We start from the raw sequence: 18,214 nt of genomic DNA, 5'->3' as shown, positions 1-18,214 counted from the left end.
GCGCACTGAAGGTGTACCGCCTGCCCTTGTCTGGAACCTGATATGGATTGGTTAAGTTACAGCTCGGCTCTGATGGATGGAGCTTGGGTCACCATACAGCTCACCCTGTATTCAACCGTGGTGGGAGCCATCGCCTCCTTTGCCCTGGGCATAGGCAGGCTGTCCCACTCGGTCGCCTTACGCTCGCTGTCCGTCACGATTATTGAAGTTTTTCGCGGCACCTCTTTATTGGTACAGCTGTTCTGGCTGTACTTTGCCCTGCCCATTCTGGGCGAGTCCATGGGTCTGGACTGGCGTCTGGACCCGGTCGTGGCTGGCACCCTGGCCCTGGGCCTGAACATTGGCGCTTACGGTGCCGAAGTGGTGCGCGGTGCCATCCAGGCCGTGCCACACTCCCAACTGGAAGCGGCCAAGGCCCTGGACTTTACAGAGCGCCAAACCCTGTGGCGCATCAGCCTGCCCCAGGCCATCCCAGAGATGATGCCCAGCTTCGGGAATCTGGCCGTGCAAAATCTGAAAGACACCGCCCTGGTCTCCCTGATCAGTCTGGGCGACTTGAGCTTCAGAGCTGAACAAATACGCAACTTCACCCAGGACAGCACCACTATCTATACCCTGCTCTTGCTGATGTACTTCGGCATGGCACTGGTGCTGACCGTCCTGATGAAATTGCTGGAACGCGCAACCGGCCGCTGGCGTGCGCAAAGGAGCTGAACATGCTGTTTGGTATTGAATGGGACACCAGCAGCAACGGGGCATTTGCGCTGTCTATCCTGCCTATTTTGCTTAAAGGCTTATGGGTCACCATCCAGGCCGCCGTACTGGGCTTTGGTGTTGCGGCTGTCTTGGGACTGATTCTGGCAGGCCTGAAAAGTGTGCGTCTGCGCCTGATTTCCTGGCCCGCCTATGTGCTGACCGAATTCCTGCGCGACACGCCTTTGCTGGTGCAATTATTTTTCCTGTACTACGTGCTACCGGACTACGGGATTGTGCTGCCCGCCTTTCTGACCGGCGCACTGGCGCTGGGGGTGCAGTACAGCGCCTATCTATCCGAGGTCTACCGAGCCGGTCTGGAGTCCGTTACCCATGGCCAGACTGAAGCAGCCCGCGCACTGGACATTTCCCCGCTGCGTACCTTTATGGTCATCACTCTGCCCCAGGCCATCCCGCGCATCATTCCGGCCATGGGTAATTATCTGGTGTCCATCATGAAAGACGTGCCTGTACTCTCTGTTGTATCGGTACTGGAAGTTCTGAATGTGGCCAAGATTATCGGTGACCGTACCTTTAACTACATCATTCCCCTGTCCATGGTGGGCGGCCTGTATCTGCTGCTGACCCTCCTGGCATCCGCTGGGGTACGAGCGCTGGACCAGCGTTTGCCCAAGCAAGGAATCCCCCTGCGATGACTGACTCTACGAACCCCATCATTCAATTTGACAATGTCACCAAGAAATTTGGTGATGTCACCGTGCTGGACGCCTTGAACTTTCAGGTGGAACCAGGTGAAAAAGTCACCATCATCGGCCCTTCCGGTTCCGGTAAATCCACCGTGCTGCGCATTCTGATGACGCTGGAGACCATCGACGAAGGTGTCATCACGGTAGCGGGCAAACCCCTCTGGCACGAGCGGGTCGATGACAAGCTGGTGCCCGCCAGCCAGAACCACTTGCGCGAGATGCGCAAGGAAATGGGCATGGTGTTCCAGCAGTTCAACCTGTTCCCGCATATGACGGTGATGCGCAATGTGACTGAAGCGCCCACCCATGTGCTGGGCCTGTCCAAAGAACAGGCGCGCGAACGGGCCACCAAATATCTGGATCTGGTGGGCCTGATCGACCATGCCGACAAATTCCCCAGCCAGCTCTCCGGCGGACAGCAACAGCGCGTGGGCATCGCCCGGGCCCTGGCGATGGAACCTAATATTCTGCTGTTTGATGAACCCACCTCGGCCCTGGACCCGGAGCTGGTGGGTGAAGTGCTGGGCGTGATTCAAAAGCTGAGTCAGGAACAGGATCTGACGATTCTGCTGGTGACCCACGAAATGCAATTTGCCAAGGAAGTCTCAGACCGCGTCTGCTTCTTTGATAAAGGCGTAATCGTGGAATCGGGTCCGCCCGAACAAGTGTTCTGCCATCCGCAGGAAGCACGAACGCAGGCGTTCCTGAGCAACTTTATTCAGGCAGCTTGAACACTTGCGCTCTACGTCACTTGGAGGTGGCTCTGCCCTGAGCCACCTTCAAGCAGCTTTGGCCGAAAAGGTAGCCATCTCCTGCAAAGGCAACAGGCGGGAATCCTCAAGCGCTGCGCTACGATGAGCCAGCCCTTTCAAGTAGTCCGTATTATCAGCAAAAGCCAGAAAGGAATCCGCGCTTTGCTGCTTAACCAGCATGGCCAGATCCCAGCGCTCCTCTTCTGGCCCAATCAAGAATGACCCGCCAGAACCCAAAAATAAAAGCTGGCCACCACTTGCGTGCAGAAATGACAGAGTGTGTTCGATATATCGCTCAAACGCCTCTGCTCCACTGATGGGTGTTTCAGGAGCCAGTTCTGGACAAGCGCAGTAATCCGCCACACGGCGAAAGCGCAGCAGATTCAACATGATGACGCTGCCCTGCAAATGACGCATGACAAAAGCACGGCCTGACGCCTGTGTCGGCTCCAGATACACACGCGGCTCAGGATTGGCATTCATGATCTTTGTCCTCAAATCTTGTTAGGCCGAAAGTGTCACCGGAGTTTCAGCCAGCTTGATAGCATGGTCCCGCACATCTTCCGGCCAGCCAGCCAGCAGGGTTTTGAAGCGCTCCAGCTCATCAGCAAACAAGGCTCGCATCGCTTCCTCAAAGCCAGGCAAATCTCCACCGATTGCCGTCATGAAGTTATAGGCTCGTTCCTGCGCCTGGCGACGCTGATCTTTGGCGGCGCTGGCACGGCGAGCTTCTTCAACCAGTTTGCGTAGCGCAACCGATGCCCCTCCGGGTTGAGTCGCCAGCCAATCCCAATGTCGTGGCAACAAGGTCACTTCACGAGGAATCACGCCCAGCTTAGGGCGACCACGGCCGCGTGGAGCTTCTTCCTCTGTCTGCTCGACCTCTACTTCAGGAGCATCCACTGGCGCATAGCGTTGCGCCAGCTCTTCGTCCGTCCCTTGGGTGTTCACATCCACAAAACGGCCTGTCACATCGTCAAAGATCAGTACGGGATCGTTAACCCGGCTCTCCAGCACTTTCTTCACGGCCAGCACATTGGTCAGCATGGGACCGGACGCGATACGGCGGTGGCCCATAAAGCTGGTGTAGGTATTGGGGTAAGTCGTTTTCATGTCAAAACCAGAGCTTCAAGTAAGAAGGCTCTATTTTTACCCGGATGATATTAATCCGTCAATATTACCCGGATATAAATAAGCGATTGTTGCTAATTGGGTGCATTAACACAGTTGATCCCGTCCAGCAGCCATCACAAGGACTCCTGGACATGCCGAGTCATATCTGATGAGCATCTCCGATAACTGCTTTTCCGGACGCCGGCCAATCAGTACGGTGCAGACCCGTCATTTACCAACGCCGACCCCCAGACGCTGGCCGCTCCCCTCTTCTTCACAATCCTGAGCCCACAAAAAAACGCCCCCTGAAATAAATCCAGGGAGCGTCTTATCCGGCCAGGTCTGCGCACAAGGCGCAGACCTTCTTTCTGCCTAGGACTCCAGCAGCGGTCCGTTCAACGGCGTCAGGACAGGGAACTGCCCGCGAGTGGCCACATGCGCAGGACGGGGTGTCAGCCCCTGCTTGGGATCACCCACGCAGTTTTCCACGCTGTTATAGACCGTAAACACATTGGCTCGTGGCCAAGGCGAGATATTGCTGGCCGAGCCATGCAAGGTATTGCAGTCAAAAAAGATCACCGAACCGGCCTTGGCAGTAATGGCTTCAATACCCCCCTGATCCACCAGCAAACGCAGGCTGATCGGATCGGGTACGCCATACTCCTGCTTGCGCAAGGACTCCTTGTAATGGTTGTCCGGTGTCTGCCCTGTGCAAGAGATGAACTGGCGGTGCGAACCCGGCACCAGCATCAAGGGGCCATTGCACACATTATTGTCAGTCAACAGCACCGAGCAGCTTAAGGCGCGCATTTGCGGCATGCCATCTTCGATATGCCAGGTCTCGAAATCCGAATGCCAGTAAAACTCCTTGCCGGTAAAGCCCGGTTTCAGGTTGGCACGGGACTGATGCACATACACCTCCGAGCCCAGAATCTGGCGGGCCACATCCAGTACACGCGGGTCGCGCACCAGGCGGGCAATCAGCTCGCTTAACTCGTGCACTCGAAAGATCGAGCGCACGGCCTGACTGCCCTTTTCCACCACCGCTTCTTCACGCGACAAGATGCCGGGATCGGTGCTCATGGCTTCCACATTGCCCAGCAAGGCTTGCACTTCTTGCGCATTGAACAAATCAGGCAGCAGCAAAAAGCCATTGTCCTCGTACTCCCGCAACTGGGACTTGTTCAAAGGCTGGCTACCTACCGGATCCGGATACACCACCGGCTCCTGGCGGCTGACGATGGCCGCCGTTCGTTCTGTACGGGATGTGTACAGATCGCTCATGGTCACTGTCATCATGCTCTCCTTAGGTCTTCAGTCTTCCACGATGGCTGGGTAAACCCCTTTCTCATCGTGAACTTCCTGACCGGTCAGGGGCGGATTGAACACGCAGATCACTCGCAGCGGCTCTTTGCCACCGCGCAGATAGTGTTCATCGTGCTGGTCCAGGGCATAAACTACGCCTGGGCCTAAATCGTATTTCTTGCCGTCGGCAACGGTTTCGATTTCGCCATCGCCCTCGATGCACCACACCGCTTCCAGGTGATTCTGGTAGTGGATGTGAGTCTCGGTGCCAGGAAAAATAACGGTTTCATGAAAGGAAAAACCCATGCCGTCTTTCTTGAGCAAAACACGGCGGCTGACCCAGGTGTCTGTGCGCACCTCGTCACGGGTTCCAATCACATCTTGTACGTTCTTGACCAACATTAGCGTGCTCCTCCAATCTTCAGAATCTTGGCCTGGCTGCCGCGCTTGGACAGGCACTGGGCCACGCTGCGTTCAATAATGTCCAGGCCTTGAGTCAGCTCTTCATTGCTGATCGTCAGGGCAGGCAGCAGCTTCAGAACTTCGTCGTGGGCGCCCGAGGTTTCAATCACCAGACCTTGCTTGAAAGCCTGTGCAGCAATTTCATTGGCCAGACCGGCACCGGGCGGCGTCACCAGGCCCTGGATCAGGCCGCGACCGCGTACGCTCAAACCACGATCTGGATAGCTGTGCACCAGGTTTTCCAGCCAGTCGCGCACTTGACGCTCCTTACCCTGGATCTCGGCTTCAAAGTCCTCGTTGGCCCAGTAGCTTTCCAGAGCTTGAGCCGCAGTCACGAAAGCCAGGTTATTGCCACGGAAGGTGCCGTTATGGGCGCTGGGTTTCCATACGTCCAGTTCAGGACGCAACAAAACCAGAGACATGGGCAAGCCAAAACCGGACAAGGATTTGGACAAGGTGATGATGTCAGGGCTGATACCGGCCTGCTCGAAGCTGAAGAAACGGCCCGTGCGACCACAACCGACCTGAATGTCATCGACAATCAGCAGCATGTCGTGCTCGCGGCACAGACGTTGCAGTTCACGCAGCCAGCGCTGTGTAGCAACGTTCACGCCCCCTTCACCTTGCACGGTTTCCACGATGACCGCGGCAGGATGGTCCAGACCACTGCTGGGGTCTTCCAGCAAGCGCTCCAGATAAGCCATCGTATTGACGTCCGGTCCCAAGTAGCCGTCATAGGGCATGAACGAGGTATTGCCCAGGGCCACACCCGCTGCACTACGAAACTTGGAGTTCGCCGTCACTGCCAGGGAACCCGTGCTGACGCCGTGGAAACCGTGCGTAAAGGAAATCACATTCTGGCGGCCCTTGACCTGGCGTGCCAGTTTTAACGCCGCCTCCACGGCATTGGTGCCGGTAGGCCCCGTAAACTGCAAGCGGTAGTCCCACCCGCGCGGTTTGAGCAGCACTTTGTCCACCGTTTCAAGAAAGTATTTCTTGGCGCTGGTGGCCATGTCCAAACCGTGTACCAAGCCGTCGGTGTTCAGGTATTCAATCAGCTTTTCTTTCAGGTGGGGATTGTTATGCCCATAGTTGAGCGTACCGGCTCCACTGAAAAAATCGATGTATTGCCTGCCTGACTCGTCCTCCAAAACCGAGCCTCGGGCTTTGTTGAAAATGACCGGGAAGGACCGGACGTAGCCCCTTACTTCAGACTCCATCCGGTCGAATATTTTTAAATCAGTCATATTTCCTCTCCTGGTTATAGAACGGCGTGTCTTGAGCCGACAAACAACAATCAGCGAACCAGACCGGCTCTACCGTTCATTTGCGTAAAGTCCCCTCTTATCCAGAGTCCAAGGGGCCGATTCGTAATAGAGGTTCTGCCTCGTGAGCCTGTGCGGCAAACAAGGCGGTATCAAAGAATTCCTGTTCCTGCATGGGGGCGCCCCAACGCCGGGCCATGGCCGCAAACAGGCCACGCGAAGCCCGGTTACCGGGGCTGACCGTCGTTTCCAGATAACGCAAGGAACGGCCACGCAGACGCTGTCGCAGATGCTCCAGCATGGCCTGCCCCAGACGACGCCCACGGGCGCGCTCATGCACGGCCACTTGCCACACAAAGAGCACATCAGGACGGTCGGGGAGAAAGTAGGCGGAGATGAAACCGTCTATTTGTTCCCCACGCTGCGCGACAACGCAGGTCTGGGAAAAGTGCTCGCTGAGCAGCAAATAGAGATATTCAGAATTCAGATCCAGTGGCGGGCTATCGGCAATCAGCTGATGGATTGCGGCCGCATCACGCAACAGGGGCGCACGCAGTATCAGCGCCGGGTCACTGGGGGCAGGATCGGCGGCAGTGATGCTGCCTGCCGAGCTGCCCGGACTAGGTCGGTCCGTCAAACCACCAACCCGGATTCGGGGGGTACATCCCCTTCCGGGACCTCAAGAATAGGCGAGGCCGTATCGTCGGCCTCCAGCACAACATCCGGGTCAGCATCGAGCAAGCGCACAATGCGCTCCAGGGACAAGGTCATGGTGGCCTGTTCCAGCTCGGGCAACTCTTTCAAGGCGTCCGACAACTTCTTTTGCAAGGGGGACGGCGTATCGCGTGCCAGGGTCTCCCCTTCTGGCGTCGCACTGACAAACACAATGCGTCGATCTTCACGACCACGCTCGCGCAGCACCAGCTTCTTGTCTTCCAGGCGGTCCAGAATACCAACCACGGTGCTGGGGCTGACGTGCATTTCGCGGCTGATGGCCGTGGCCGTCAACGGGCCTTTTTCGATAATGGTGCGCAGGCAGATCAACTGGGGCGCGGTGATATTGCTGTACGCCGACAGCTGCCTGGAATGCAGGGCAATCGAGCGCGTGATCTGGCGCAAAGCCCGCAAAATTCGTAAATCGTAGTGTTGATCTGTGGTCATTTAATTAGCCAAACAAAATAATTCAGCACGATTAATTCGTGTTGAAATGATATGCCTAGAAAAGATTCAAGTCAAACCGATTTACACTCAAAATCATAGAGAGCATAAACAAGAGGTTCTGACTCAAAGTCCAAAAAAATGTAAGTACCCTGGCTTACGGGGGCGGACCAGCAAGGCGCAGAAAATACCCTGCCTGCTCCCCTTTTCGCCATGAGTGGCTCGAGCCGACACGCCGCTTACAGTAAACTGCCACGAGCCCTTGCCGTGGGGGCCTGTCGGTTTTCACTCAAGACCGGGTGTGCCGCGTCACAGCCCTGCTTGCAAACCGGCACAGTCTGATACAAACCCGGTCCATTAACCCATAAGTCTCTTGGCCAAGTAAAGCCTGCTGCTGTTCTCGCCGTGCCTTGCAGACACTGAAACCCGCATGAAGCAATCTGATAAGGCAACCCTGATTGGTCTGATCGCCATTGTTCTTTGGAGCATGATTGTCGGCCTGATACGCAGCGTCAGCGACTACCTGGGTGCGACTGGCGGCGCCGCACTGATCTACACCCTGGCCTCTGTCTTTCTTCTTTTATCGCTTAGCTGGGTACGCTTGCGCGACTTTCCGCGCCGCTACCTTATCTGGGGCAGCGTTTTGTTCGTCTGCTATGAGCTGTGCCTGGCTCTGTCCATTGGCTACGCCCACAACAGCCAGCAAGCGATTGAAGTAGGAATGGTTAATTATCTGTGGCCCACCTTTACCATCGTGGCCGCTATTTTGTTCAACAAGCAAAGAGCCAACTGGCTGATCGCACCTGGCCTGCTTTTGTCCATGATGGGTATCAGCTGGATTCTGGGCGGTGAGCAAGGTTTGAGTCTGCACAGCATCTGGCTGAATGTGCAGGACAACCCCTTGAGCTACGGCCTGGCCTTTAGTGGCGCACTGATCTGGGCGGGCTACAGCACCATGACTGCACGCATCGGCCAGGGCAAAAATGGCATTACCTTGTTTTTCATGCTGACAGCCACCGTCTTATGGATGAAATATCTAGGCCAAGGAGCACCTGCAATGACCTTTACCCTTCCAGCACTGATCTACTTGCTGCTGGCGGCCATGGCGATGGGCTTTGGCTATGCGGCCTGGAACGTGGGTATTTTGCACGGCAATGTCACCATACTGGCCGGCGCCTCCTACTTTATTCCAGTATTGTCAGCCGCCCTGTCTACTTTTTTGCTGCAGGCTCCCTTGACGCCCAGCTTCTGGCAAGGCTCGGCCATGGTGTGTTCGGGCGCCTTGTTGTGCTGGCTGGCCATCCGGGTCTGCAAACCCAGGCCAACGAAAAGTGCTACCTGAAAAACCATATTCATTAATCCGGGCACGGCTGTGCCTGATGAGCAAAAATCAAAATTAAATTCTATTTGCTGCACTGCAATAAAAGCAGCATAAAAAAAAACGCCCAACCTTGAATTAAGGGGGGCGGTTCTTTTTATCTATTTTGATTAGCCAGCAAATTAAATCAGGCGGTTCCACCTACGGTCAGATTTTCCATCCGCACGGTAGGAATACCGACTCCAACCGGAACGCTTTGACCTTCTTTACCGCAAGTCCCCACTCCTGAATCCAACTGCATGTCATTACCGATCATGCTGATTTGGTTCATGGCATCGGGGCCGCTACCAATCAAAGTGGCACCTTTGACGGGATACATCAGTTTGCCGTTTTCAATCACCCAGGCTTCCGAGGCCGAGAAAACAAACTTACCGCTAGTAATATCGACCTGGCCGCCACCGAAGTCTACGGCATATAAACCCTTTTTAACCGAGGCAATAATTTCCTGGGGGTCTTTATCGCCACCCAACATAAAGGTGTTGGTCATGCGTGGCAAAGGAAGGCTGGCGTAGGACTCGCGTCGACCGTTGCCCGTAATGGCAGCCCCCATCAGACGCGCATTATGGGTGTCTTGCAAATAGCCTTTCAAAATACCGTCTTCAATCAGGACCGTACGTTGTGTGGCATTGCCTTCGTCATCCATATTCAAGGAGCCACGGCGGTTTTCCAGGGTGCCATCATCAATGACGGTCACGCCCTTGGACGCCACGCGCTGGCCAATACGACCCGAGAACAGGCTGCTGCCACGACGGTTAAAGTCCCCTTCCAAACCGTGGCCCACGGCTTCGTGCAGCATGACACCTGGCCAACCTGGGCCTAGAACCACCGTCATCTGGCCGGCAGGTGCGGGTTTGGCTTCCAGATTCGTCATGGCCGAACGCACGGCCTTATCCACGTAGCTACGCAGCATATCGTCGGAGAAGTAGGACAGATCAACCCGTCCGCCACCTGCTGCCGAGCCGCGTTCACGGCGGCCATTTTGTTCAACAATGACCGACAAGGACAAATGCACCAAGGGACGTACATCGGCGGCCAGACGACCATCGCTACCGGCTACCAGCACGACATCGTATTCCGCACCCAGACTGGCCATGACCTGCACCACGCGCGGGTCCGCTGCACGAGCCAAGGCATCCAGTCGCCCCAACAGGGCTACTTTTTCAGGAGCAGGCAGGCTGGCAATAGGGTCTGTGCCCGTATACAAGGTGGGGCGCTGCGTGTCGGCTGGCACCAAAATGCCGCTTTTGCCTGAACCGCCCTGGCGGGCAATCGAGCGCACCACACGGGCCGAAGACAGCAAAGCCTCGGGGCTGAGGGAATCCGAATAGGCAAAGGCGGTTTTCTCGCCACTTAATGCGCGCACACCCACGCCCTGCTCAATGGAAAAGCTGCCGCTTTTGACGATTCCTTCGTCCAGCGCCCAGCCTTCGCTGCGGGTGTACTGAAAATACAGGTCGGCATAGTCAGCCTGATGGGTGAAGATCTCACCGAGCGCGCCGGACAAATGGCTTTCATTCAAGCCCCAGGGCTCAAGCAACAGTCCACGGGCGCATTCCAGGGCATTGATAGCCGGATCAACTAACTTCATCGTTTATTCCTACTGACAGATCCCCGGCAAACCCATGGCTGCAAGGGACGAAAATGGGTACCAAAAGACGTGCTGACATCAACTTGGCTTCCGTCCATCTGAGCATTAAAACAGAATGTGCCCCCGTATGCGATGCCGACGTACTGATCGGGCAGTTTCCGGGCTTTCAGAACCATGAATCAGCCTGCTGAACTAATAGGTTCAAAAATTCCAATTACGACATTTTCTGATACGGAATTAAAACTATTTTAAAATCTTCCTAATTAGAAACCCACCTATATGGTTTTGATATAAACCCATTCAAATTCATGATAACCCCTGATTAGATTAAATAATCAAGAGCCATTGAATTGTCTAATGACCTTAAATAATTACAAAAACCAAACACCTTTTTCATTAAGCGTTTATTTTTTATCCAAACCACTTATCTTTTCAAGAAAATCAAAGTACACTGTTTTCGCATGATAAACACGAGCTTGTACAGGCAGGGTTTATCAGATAACTACAATCATGAAACAGGAATCCCATATGTCAGTCGAAACTTACAGCTCCGCGAAGCAAAAGATAGAAAAAGAGATTCTGCGTCTGCAAAAGCAGATGAAATCCCTTCGAGTCAAACAGCGTCGTCCTGTCATCGCGTCTATCGTCAAGTCCATGCAAGATAACGAGATCACGATTGAAGAAGTCGCTGAAGCGCTGGAAAATTCCGCCCGCCGCGGCGCTGGTGCTGGTTCCAACGGCCCTAAAACCAGCCTGCCTCCAAAATACCGCCACCCCGGCACCCAGGACACCTGGACGGGCCGTGGCCGCCCACCACGCTGGATTATCGATGCTGAAGCCAATGGTCGCAGCCGTGAAGAGTTCCTTATCAAATAAGTTTTGGGAACCAAACAAAAGAAAGGGACCGCTTGAAAAAGCGGTCCCTTTCTTATTGATATAAATCCCCTACATAATGCCAGGGTTCTGGCGACTCAATCCCGAGCTAATGGATATCGGATATCAATCACTTGTCCATTATTACCCGGGAAACCATCAAATATGGCCTGGGACAAAAACGGCATCTGCTGGTCCAGGTTGTCGGAATGGCTATAAGACACGGCGGTGGCGCGATACACTTCTGCGCCCGAGTTTTGATTATCTGTAATGATTACATTTAGATAATTTTTATACACAGTGACAGGAACATTCACTACATTCGGAGAATAAAAGAAACCTCCGCCCCAACCATCATTTGGCGCATAATAGCCGCGCCCGATTCCCCACGCCGATGGACCATAAAAACTATCTGCAAATTGAGGCACCCAGCTTTGTTCTTGCGGATTGCCATAATCCATTTGCACCACAAAACGCGCAGACTTCAGATCCGCTGCTTGCACCAGTCCGGTCACACCAATAGAGGCCCGTACAGAATCTGCAAAAGACTGGTATTGCAGACTACTGCTTTTGTCCGGCGAGGACTTGATGTAATAGGTATCGCCACTGGTCGCCGTGGGCCATTGCTGATAACGCGTCAATTTGGCGGACCAGCTAGGCGCAGCGCAAGCCGTGGTCAAAACCGCCAATACCAGGCTCATCAGGCGTAGGGCGCGCCAGGAAAACCCTTCAGAAAATAACGTCATAGTTTCACCCTTGCTTGTTTTTCGCTTGCACGTTCAAGCCCGATTAATGGCAGCGCCGTAGCGCCGACGAACAATTAGTTTACTGCCTGTTTCTGGCGTCCAGTGTGGGCGTTCAAACAACATTACAATAGACCATCTTTTTCGATTGTCGGACCAGGATCACATGCGCACAGACACCTTACCTACGATCTCCCGCCACGATTACCAGCCCTACCCCTATCAAATAGAAAAGGTACGGCTGGAATTTGATTTGGCGGCCGAGCAAACCTTGGTTCGTCTGGCTTTTCGAGCCAGCAGCCGGGACGGCCAGATCCGCCCCCTGGTACTGGATGGCGAAGATATTGAACTGCTTGAAGTCAGCCTCAACGGGGTCGCCCTGACCGCCCAGGATTACCAGCTTGATGAACAGGGCCTGACGCTCTCGCCCCAGACCGCAGAATGTGATCTGGTGCTGGTAAGCCGTTGCCGCCCCCAAGACAACACCATGCTGATGGGCTTGTATGTCTCGGGCCAGAACCTGTTTACCCAATGTGAAGCCCAGGGCTTTCGTCGTATTACCTTCTTCCCGGACCGTCCTGATGTGATGTCCCGTTATGAAGTGGTCCTGCGCGGCGATGCCAAGCTCTACCCTTATCTGCTGTCCAACGGCAATTTGCTGGAAAGCACTACGCTGGACGATGGACGCAGCCAGGCCATTTGGGAAGACCCATTTCCAAAGCCTTCTTATTTATTTGCACTGGTTGCTGGCGACTTTGATGTGCGCGAACGCGAAATCAAAAAAGCCAATGGCCAGCCTGCCCTATTGCAGGTTTATTGCGATCGTGGTGACGGCGATAAAACAGAATGGGCCATGGAATGCCTGGAACATTCGGTACGCTGGGATGAGCAACGTTTTGGGCTGGAACTGGATCTGGACCGCTTCATGATTGTGGCCGCTCGCGACTTCAATATGGGCGCGATGGAAAACAAGGGCCTGAACATCTTTAATGCCGCCTACGTGCTGGCCGATGCACAAAGCACTACCGATGCGTCCTTTCACGCCGTGGAAGCAGTTATTGGCCATGAGTACTTCCATAACTGGACCGGCAACCGCGTCACTTGCCGCGACTGGTTCCAGCTTTCCCTGAAAGAAGGTCTGACGGTTTTCCGCGATCAGGAGTTTTCGGCTGACATGCTGGCTCAAGGGCTGGACGGCGCTCAAGCCGCCAGCGCCCGCGCCGTCAAACGCATTGATGATGTCAGCGTCCTGCGCGCGGCCCAGTTCCCTGAAGATGCCGGCCCAATGGCTCACCCCATCCGCCCCGAGAGCTATCAGGAAATCAGCAACTTTTACACCGCCACAATTTACGAGAAAGGTGCGGAAGTCATTCGCATGCAGCACACCTTGCTGGGTGAAGAAAACTTCCAGGCAGGTATTCGTGAGTACTTCAAGCGCCATGACGGCCAGGCAGTCACTTGCGACGATTTCGTGGACAGCATGGACAGCGTGTATCGCCAGGTCAAACCCGGCCAGAGCCTGGAACAGTTCCGCCGCTGGTATCAGCAAGCGGGAACGCCACGCGTTCAGGTCAGCCTGCAGCACGACCCTGCCACTCAAACCGCTACGCTGACCCTGCGTCAAAGCAATGCGCCCGCCGGGATCGAAAACAAATCCACACCCAAGCCACCTTTGCACATCCCCTTTGCCTTGGGCATGCTGGATCAGCAAGGCGCACCACTGACCCTGCACCTGGATGGTCAGCAAGGCGATACGCTGGTACTGGATTTCACGCAAGCCGAACAAAGCTGGACCTTCACGCAGATTCCTGAGGCGCCCGTCCTATCCTTGTTGCGCAATTTCTCTGCGCCTGTGCGGGTGGACTACTACCGTCCGGATTCCGAGCTGGCTTTGCTGGCCCGTCACGACACGGATCCATTTGCACGTTGGGAAGCGGCTCAACTGCTAGCGACCCGTCTGATCTTGTCCTCGGCATCGGGACGCACACCGTCGGCCGCACAATTGGCGACCGTGGTGCAAACCTGGCATGCGCTGGTACAAGACCCGGCCTTGAGCCCTGCTTACAAGGCGCGCATCCTGTCCCTGCCCAGCGAGCGCGAATTGCTGGAACAAACCAAGCCCATGACCCCGCGCGCCGTTGTTCAGGCCCGTCGTCAGCTGCAACGTGAGCTGGGCCTGGCCCTGACTCCCTACTGGCAGGAACTGTATCAGTACCTGAGCCTGGAACAAGCCCCGTACAGCCCCGACGCCTTGCAGGCTGGCCAGCGCTCCTTGCGCAATCTGGCCCTGAATTACCTGCTGGTTGCCGGTGTGAATACCGGCCCGCAGTTGGCACGCAATCAATACGATCAGGCCACGAATATGACTGATCGCATGGGTGCCTTGAGCGCTCTGGTGAATTACGGTGACCAAGAGGATCGTCAAGACGGCCTGGATGACTTTTTCCAGCGCTGGCAGGACAATCCTCTGGTGCTGGACCGCTGGTTCAGCTTGCAGGCCACCGCCCCCAGCACGCAAGTTGCCCAGGTGCGCGCCCTGATGCTGCATCCCGCTTTCTCGATGCGCAATCCCAACCGCGCCCGCTCTCTGATTTTCCAGTTCTGCATGAATAATATGCAGGCTGTACACACGCCGGAAGGCTATGCCTTCTGGGCTGAGCAAGTCATTGCCCTGGACAAGCTCAACCCGGAAATCTCTGCCCGTCTGGCCCGTGTGTTTGATAACTGGGCCCGCTTTGAACCCGAAGCCCGCGACCTGCTCAAGGCAGCGCTGGAGCGTATTCAGGCCGAACCTGGCCTGTCGGGCAATGTGGCCGAAATCGTACATAAAGCATTAACTCTTTGACCTCGGAGTCTGTCTTGAAGAAAAACCTTACTCAGTATCTGGTGGAGCAACAGCGCCAGAAGAAAACGGTCACCGCCGACGTGCGCCTGCTGCTGGAAACAGTGGCTCGCGCATGCAAGGCCATTGGCCATGCCGTCAGCAAAGGAGCGCTGGGCGGCGTTCTGGGTTCTCTGGACTCCGAGAATGTCCAGGGCGAAGTTCAGAAAAAGCTGGATGTGCTATCCAACGAAATCCTGCTGGAAGCCAATGAATGGGGCGGTAACCTGGCGGCCATGGCCTCCGAGGAAATGGATACCCTGCACCGCATTCCCGACTACTACCCCAAGGGCGAAAACCTGCTCTTGTTCGATCCGCTGGATGGCTCGTCTAATATTGACGTGAACGTGTCCATCGGCACGATCTTCTCGGTCCTGAGCGTCCCACCTGAAGCACGTGATCGCGTCATCGAAGAGCAAGACTTCCTGCAACCCGGCGTGCGTCAGGTTGCCGCCGGCTATGCCATTTACGGCCCGCAAACCATGCTGGTCCTGACTGTCGGTGACGGCGTCGCCGCCTTCACTCTGGACAAGGAAATGGGCTCCTGGGTGCTGACCACCGAGCGCATCACCATCCCCGAGGACACCTCCGAGTTCGCCATCAATATGTCCAATATGCGTCACTGGGAAGCCCCGGTAAAACGCTATATCGACGACTGCCTGGCTGGCCCGGACGGCCCACTGGGCAAAAACTACAATATGCGCTGGATCGCCTCCATGGTGGCCGATGTACACCGCATCCTGACCCGTGGCGGTATCTTCATGTACCCGCGCGATGCCCGTGCCTCCGGTCGCAAGGGCAAGCTGCGTTTGATGTACGAAGCCAACCCCATGAGCTTCCTGGTCGAGCAGGCCGGTGGCATGTCGATTGACGGTACACAGCGTATTCTGGACGTGCAACCTACCGAGCTGCACCAGCGCATTGGCGTGATTCTGGGTTCGCGCAATGAAGTCGAGCGCGTGCGTCAGTACCACGAGCAAGGCTGACTCCTGTCCGCTGAATCTCAGCGGCTGCCGCACTGCTAAATAAAAATGGCCTCCGCTAAGGAGGCCATTTTTTATAAGTAAAACTATTGGGGCTGCGTGCTTATCGGGCTTTCCAAACACCTGACATGCAAATCGGGACATCAGGAAAAACAAGCAACACCAGAAGACTGGATTCCTGACTTACACCTGTTATCTCAAGCGCAGCGCTGAGCAAGGGCTAGCTGCTCATCCCCCTTCTTACCCGATAATCCGCCTTAATCCAGCGTCAACACCGTCGAGCCCGTGGTACGACGCCCTGCCAATTCCTCATGGGCCTTGGCAACCTGATCCAGCGGGAAACGCTGACCGATCAGCGGCTTGATCTTGCCTTGCAGCACCAGCTCGAACATTTCGTCAGCGGCATCTTGCATGGTTTCCTGTGTAGGCACATAAGCCCCCAGCACAGGACGGGTCACATACAAGGAGCCCTTCGATGCCAGCGTCGCCAGATTTACACCGGTTACCGGGCCGGAAGCATTGCCAAAGCTGACCATCAGGCCACGCGGCTGCAAGCAATCCAGCGAGCGCTCCCAGGTATCCTTGCCCACGCCGTCATATACGACAGGTACTTTCTGGCCATTGGTCAGTTCCAGCACGCGCTGCACCACGTCTTCGTGGGAGTAATCAATCACTTCCCACGCACCGTTCTCTTTCGCCAAAGCGGCTTTCTCGGGACTGGACACCGTACCGATCAATTTCACGCCCAAAGCACGTGCCCATTGGCAGGCGTACAAGCCCACGCCACCCGCAGCGGCATGAAACAGAATCGTCTGGCCTTCATGCACGCGATAGGTCTGGCGCAGCAAATACCAGCACGTCAAACCTTTGAGCATCATGGCCGCCGCCTGCTCAAAAGTGACGCCATCAGGAATGCGTACCACACGATCAGCAGGCACATTACGGGCCTCGGCATACGCACCCAGCGGGCTTTGACCGTAGGCAACACGGTCACCCACTTTCAGATGCGTGACGCCCGAACCGACTGCTTCCACAATGCCGGACGCTTCAAAACCCAAACCATGCGGCAAGGGATTGCTGTAGAGGCCATTACGGAAATAGATGTCGATAAAGTTCAAGCCCACTGCTTTTTGGCGTATGGTGACTTCCTTCTCCTGAGGAGCGGGCAGCTCTACCGAAGCCCACTGCAATACCTCCGGACCACCATTACGCTCAATCCGTATCGCCTTAACCGTCTGCGTCATTGTTTTACTCCTTTGATGAGGGGCCCGTAGCAATGTCTTAGAATAATGCCTTGCTCTTATTGCCTGCCCGACCCACTAGCCCTATCACTGGCTGATATAAAACACCAGAATAGCCTAAATTGACTCCTTTTTTCTCGGATCGCTTTCCATGACGCATGGACGTGCTCTGGCTGCCATTCATGTGGCCGCCGTTCTGTTCGGACTGACCGGCATTTTTGGTGAACTCATTCAGGTCGGCGCCATGCTGATCACCGCGGGCCGAGCCAGCTTTGCAGTCCTGGCCTTGTTTATCAGCATTCGCTCTCAAGGGCGCGGTTTGGGTCAGGGCATGAAAACAGCGGACTTTCGCACCCTGCTAATGGCCTCCATCATGCTGGCCATTCACTGGGCCACTTTTTTTGTGGCCGTCAAAGTGGGCGGCGTGGCCATTGCCACCTTGGGCTTTGCCAGCTTCCCGGCCTTTATTACCTTGTGTGAATGGGCCGTACTGCGCGAGCGCGTTACCGTATCGGAGTGGATCATTTTGGCCTTGGTCACCGTGGGCTTGTTGCTGGTGACCCCCTCTTTTGATTTCCAGGATCAATCCACCATTGGCCTGGCCTGGGCCATTGCCTCCGGCTTTACTTTCGCCATGTTCACCCTTATCAACCGACGCGCAGCCAAGCATCTGTCTGCACAGCAAGTCGCTTGGTGGGAAAACCTGTTTGTCGCCCTGATGTGCTGGCCTTTTGCCATACCGCTGCTGGGCGACAGCACGCTGGTGGACTGGGTATGGATTGCACTGCTGGGGGTGTTTTGTACGGCCTTGTCGCACTACCTGCTGGTCTCTGCGCTAACCGTTCTAAATGCTCGCAGTGCCGGGATTGTGATCGCCCTGGAACCTGTCTACGCCATCGCTTTTGCAGCGCTGCTTTTCGCTCAATACCCCAGCAGCCGTGCGCTGCTGGGTGGCGCCATCATGATTGGCGCCATCACTTGGGCAGGCTTGCGCCCACCCAAGTCCAACTGA

General features: G+C 55.5%; 18 protein-coding genes. 8 read left to right on the top strand and 10 right to left on the bottom strand.

Going from position 1 to position 18,214, the window contains the following annotated elements; translation table 11 throughout:
* The first annotated feature begins 42 nt into the window (after positions 1–42).
* Genes ehuC through ehuA form a run of 3 tightly spaced genes read left to right on the top strand, consistent with a single transcriptional unit; the run spans position 43 to position 2,191 of the window.
* Positions 43–714 carry an ectoine/hydroxyectoine ABC transporter permease subunit EhuC gene (gene ehuC, locus ACLPGZ_RS12050; protein WP_009456199.1) on the top strand — a complete coding sequence of 224 codons (672 nt, stop codon included), beginning with the start codon at positions 43–45 and terminating at the stop codon, positions 712–714.
* A 2-nt stretch (positions 715–716) separates the two neighbouring features.
* A complete protein-coding gene (ehuD, locus tag ACLPGZ_RS12045) occupies positions 717–1,409 on the top strand; it encodes an ectoine/hydroxyectoine ABC transporter permease subunit EhuD (RefSeq protein ID WP_083053302.1) in 693 nt (230 codons plus the stop codon).
* Positions 1,406–2,191 carry an ectoine/hydroxyectoine ABC transporter ATP-binding protein EhuA gene (gene ehuA / locus ACLPGZ_RS12040; RefSeq protein WP_009456195.1) on the top strand — a complete coding sequence of 262 codons (786 nt, stop codon included), beginning with the start codon at positions 1,406–1,408 and terminating at the stop codon, positions 2,189–2,191. The genes ehuD and ehuA overlap by 4 nt, the downstream gene beginning before the upstream one ends.
* A gap of 48 nt (positions 2,192–2,239) precedes the next feature.
* On the opposite strand, the gene ACLPGZ_RS12035 is transcribed toward ehuA, so the two are convergent.
* From ACLPGZ_RS12035 to ACLPGZ_RS12005, 7 genes are all read right to left on the bottom strand, one after another.
* Positions 2,240–2,695, bottom strand: a complete 456-nt coding sequence (locus ACLPGZ_RS12035; RefSeq protein ID WP_429641398.1) for a DUF1330 domain-containing protein — start codon at positions 2,693–2,695, stop codon at positions 2,240–2,242.
* Between the two features lie 21 nt (positions 2,696–2,716).
* On the bottom strand, positions 2,717–3,325 hold the full coding sequence (locus ACLPGZ_RS12030; RefSeq protein ID WP_321387163.1) for a DUF2239 family protein: 609 nt from the start codon (positions 3,323–3,325) through the stop codon (positions 2,717–2,719).
* Between the two features lie 372 nt (positions 3,326–3,697).
* Positions 3,698–4,621: an ectoine hydroxylase gene (thpD, locus tag ACLPGZ_RS12025; RefSeq protein WP_035272589.1), complete on the bottom strand. Its 924-nt coding sequence runs from the start codon at positions 4,619–4,621 to the stop codon at positions 3,698–3,700.
* An 18-nt stretch (positions 4,622–4,639) separates the two neighbouring features.
* Positions 4,640–5,032, bottom strand: coding sequence for an ectoine synthase (locus ACLPGZ_RS12020; protein ID WP_009456191.1), 393 nt, complete (start codon positions 5,030–5,032; stop codon positions 4,640–4,642).
* Positions 5,032–6,339: a diaminobutyrate--2-oxoglutarate transaminase gene (gene ectB, locus ACLPGZ_RS12015; RefSeq protein ID WP_009456189.1), complete on the bottom strand. Its 1,308-nt coding sequence runs from the start codon at positions 6,337–6,339 to the stop codon at positions 5,032–5,034. Before ectB ends, ACLPGZ_RS12020 begins: the two co-directional genes overlap by 1 nt.
* Before the next feature lie 97 nt (positions 6,340–6,436).
* Positions 6,437–6,994, bottom strand: a complete 558-nt coding sequence (ectA, locus tag ACLPGZ_RS12010) for a diaminobutyrate acetyltransferase (RefSeq protein WP_026483035.1) — start codon at positions 6,992–6,994, stop codon at positions 6,437–6,439.
* Positions 6,991–7,518: a MarR family winged helix-turn-helix transcriptional regulator gene (locus ACLPGZ_RS12005; protein WP_009456186.1), complete on the bottom strand. Its 528-nt coding sequence runs from the start codon at positions 7,516–7,518 to the stop codon at positions 6,991–6,993. The genes ectA and ACLPGZ_RS12005 overlap by 4 nt, the downstream gene beginning before the upstream one ends.
* 427 nt (positions 7,519–7,945) lie before the next feature.
* On the opposite strand from ACLPGZ_RS12005, the gene yddG reads away from it, so the two are divergent.
* Positions 7,946–8,857: an aromatic amino acid DMT transporter YddG gene (yddG, locus tag ACLPGZ_RS12000; protein ID WP_060186907.1), complete on the top strand. Its 912-nt coding sequence runs from the start codon at positions 7,946–7,948 to the stop codon at positions 8,855–8,857.
* 163 nt (positions 8,858–9,020) lie between these two features.
* Here yddG and tldD read toward each other — a convergent pair whose 3' ends face one another.
* Entirely contained in the window at positions 9,021–10,481 is a 1,461-nt protein-coding gene (gene tldD / locus ACLPGZ_RS11995; RefSeq protein WP_009456184.1) for a metalloprotease TldD, read from the bottom strand.
* Between the two features lie 528 nt (positions 10,482–11,009).
* Between tldD and ACLPGZ_RS11990 the strand changes: the two genes are divergently transcribed.
* The gene (locus tag ACLPGZ_RS11990) at positions 11,010–11,357 is read left to right on the top strand and encodes an H-NS histone family protein (protein WP_009456182.1); all 348 of its coding nucleotides are present in this window, start codon (positions 11,010–11,012) and stop codon (positions 11,355–11,357) included.
* A gap of 95 nt (positions 11,358–11,452) precedes the next feature.
* On the opposite strand, the gene ACLPGZ_RS11985 is transcribed toward ACLPGZ_RS11990, so the two are convergent.
* The gene (locus ACLPGZ_RS11985) at positions 11,453–12,100 is read right to left on the bottom strand and encodes a DUF4136 domain-containing protein (protein ID WP_026483038.1); all 648 of its coding nucleotides are present in this window, start codon (positions 12,098–12,100) and stop codon (positions 11,453–11,455) included.
* A gap of 163 nt (positions 12,101–12,263) precedes the next feature.
* Between ACLPGZ_RS11985 and pepN the strand changes: the two genes are divergently transcribed.
* Together pepN and ACLPGZ_RS11975 are read left to right on the top strand one after the other, a co-directional pair.
* Positions 12,264–14,942: an aminopeptidase N gene (gene pepN / locus ACLPGZ_RS11980; RefSeq protein ID WP_429641395.1), complete on the top strand. Its 2,679-nt coding sequence runs from the start codon at positions 12,264–12,266 to the stop codon at positions 14,940–14,942.
* Positions 14,939–15,964, top strand: a complete 1,026-nt coding sequence (locus ACLPGZ_RS11975; RefSeq protein WP_009456167.1) for a class 1 fructose-bisphosphatase — start codon at positions 14,939–14,941, stop codon at positions 15,962–15,964. Before pepN ends, ACLPGZ_RS11975 begins: the two co-directional genes overlap by 4 nt.
* Positions 15,965–16,218: 254 nt before the next feature.
* Here ACLPGZ_RS11975 and ACLPGZ_RS11970 read toward each other — a convergent pair whose 3' ends face one another.
* The gene (locus ACLPGZ_RS11970) at positions 16,219–17,205 is read right to left on the bottom strand and encodes a quinone oxidoreductase family protein (RefSeq protein WP_035272583.1); all 987 of its coding nucleotides are present in this window, start codon (positions 17,203–17,205) and stop codon (positions 16,219–16,221) included.
* A 148-nt stretch (positions 17,206–17,353) separates the two neighbouring features.
* Between ACLPGZ_RS11970 and ACLPGZ_RS11965 the strand changes: the two genes are divergently transcribed.
* Positions 17,354–18,214 carry a DMT family transporter gene (locus ACLPGZ_RS11965; RefSeq protein WP_060186912.1) on the top strand — a complete coding sequence of 287 codons (861 nt, stop codon included), beginning with the start codon at positions 17,354–17,356 and terminating at the stop codon, positions 18,212–18,214.

The organism is Alcaligenes sp. Me129 (genome assembly GCF_050487245.1).
Classification (GTDB): domain Bacteria; phylum Pseudomonadota; class Gammaproteobacteria; order Burkholderiales; family Burkholderiaceae_B; genus Alcaligenes; species Alcaligenes phenolicus.
Note: the sequence above shows the minus strand (reverse complement) of the source record. Positions and strands in the feature narration are given on the sequence as shown.

Bases quoted from the DNA above. Each gene is read 5' to 3' on its own strand.
- ehuC (WP_009456199.1), top strand. From the start codon at position 43: ATGGATTGGTTAAGTTACAGCTCGGCTCTGATGGATGGAGCTTGGGTC.
- ehuD (WP_083053302.1), top strand. From the start codon at position 717: ATGCTGTTTGGTATTGAATGGGACACCAGCAGCAACGGGGCATTTGCG.
- ehuA (WP_009456195.1), top strand. From the start codon at position 1,406: ATGACTGACTCTACGAACCCCATCATTCAATTTGACAATGTCACCAAG.
- ACLPGZ_RS12035 (WP_429641398.1), bottom strand. From the start codon at position 2,695: ATGAATGCCAATCCTGAGCCGCGTGTGTATCTGGAGCCGACACAGGCG.
- ACLPGZ_RS12030 (WP_321387163.1), bottom strand. From the start codon at position 3,325: ATGAAAACGACTTACCCCAATACCTACACCAGCTTTATGGGCCACCGC.
- thpD (WP_035272589.1), bottom strand. From the start codon at position 4,621: ATGACAGTGACCATGAGCGATCTGTACACATCCCGTACAGAACGAACG.
- ACLPGZ_RS12020 (WP_009456191.1), bottom strand. From the start codon at position 5,032: ATGTTGGTCAAGAACGTACAAGATGTGATTGGAACCCGTGACGAGGTG.
- ectB (WP_009456189.1), bottom strand. From the start codon at position 6,339: ATGACTGATTTAAAAATATTCGACCGGATGGAGTCTGAAGTAAGGGGC.
- ACLPGZ_RS12005 (WP_009456186.1), bottom strand. From the start codon at position 7,518: ATGACCACAGATCAACACTACGATTTACGAATTTTGCGGGCTTTGCGC.
- yddG (WP_060186907.1), top strand. From the start codon at position 7,946: ATGAAGCAATCTGATAAGGCAACCCTGATTGGTCTGATCGCCATTGTT.
- tldD (WP_009456184.1), bottom strand. From the start codon at position 10,481: ATGAAGTTAGTTGATCCGGCTATCAATGCCCTGGAATGCGCCCGTGGA.
- ACLPGZ_RS11990 (WP_009456182.1), top strand. From the start codon at position 11,010: ATGTCAGTCGAAACTTACAGCTCCGCGAAGCAAAAGATAGAAAAAGAG.
- ACLPGZ_RS11985 (WP_026483038.1), bottom strand. From the start codon at position 12,100: ATGACGTTATTTTCTGAAGGGTTTTCCTGGCGCGCCCTACGCCTGATG.
- pepN (WP_429641395.1), top strand. From the start codon at position 12,264: ATGCGCACAGACACCTTACCTACGATCTCCCGCCACGATTACCAGCCC.
- ACLPGZ_RS11970 (WP_035272583.1), bottom strand. From the start codon at position 17,205: ATGACGCAGACGGTTAAGGCGATACGGATTGAGCGTAATGGTGGTCCG.
- ACLPGZ_RS11965 (WP_060186912.1), top strand. From the start codon at position 17,354: ATGACGCATGGACGTGCTCTGGCTGCCATTCATGTGGCCGCCGTTCTG.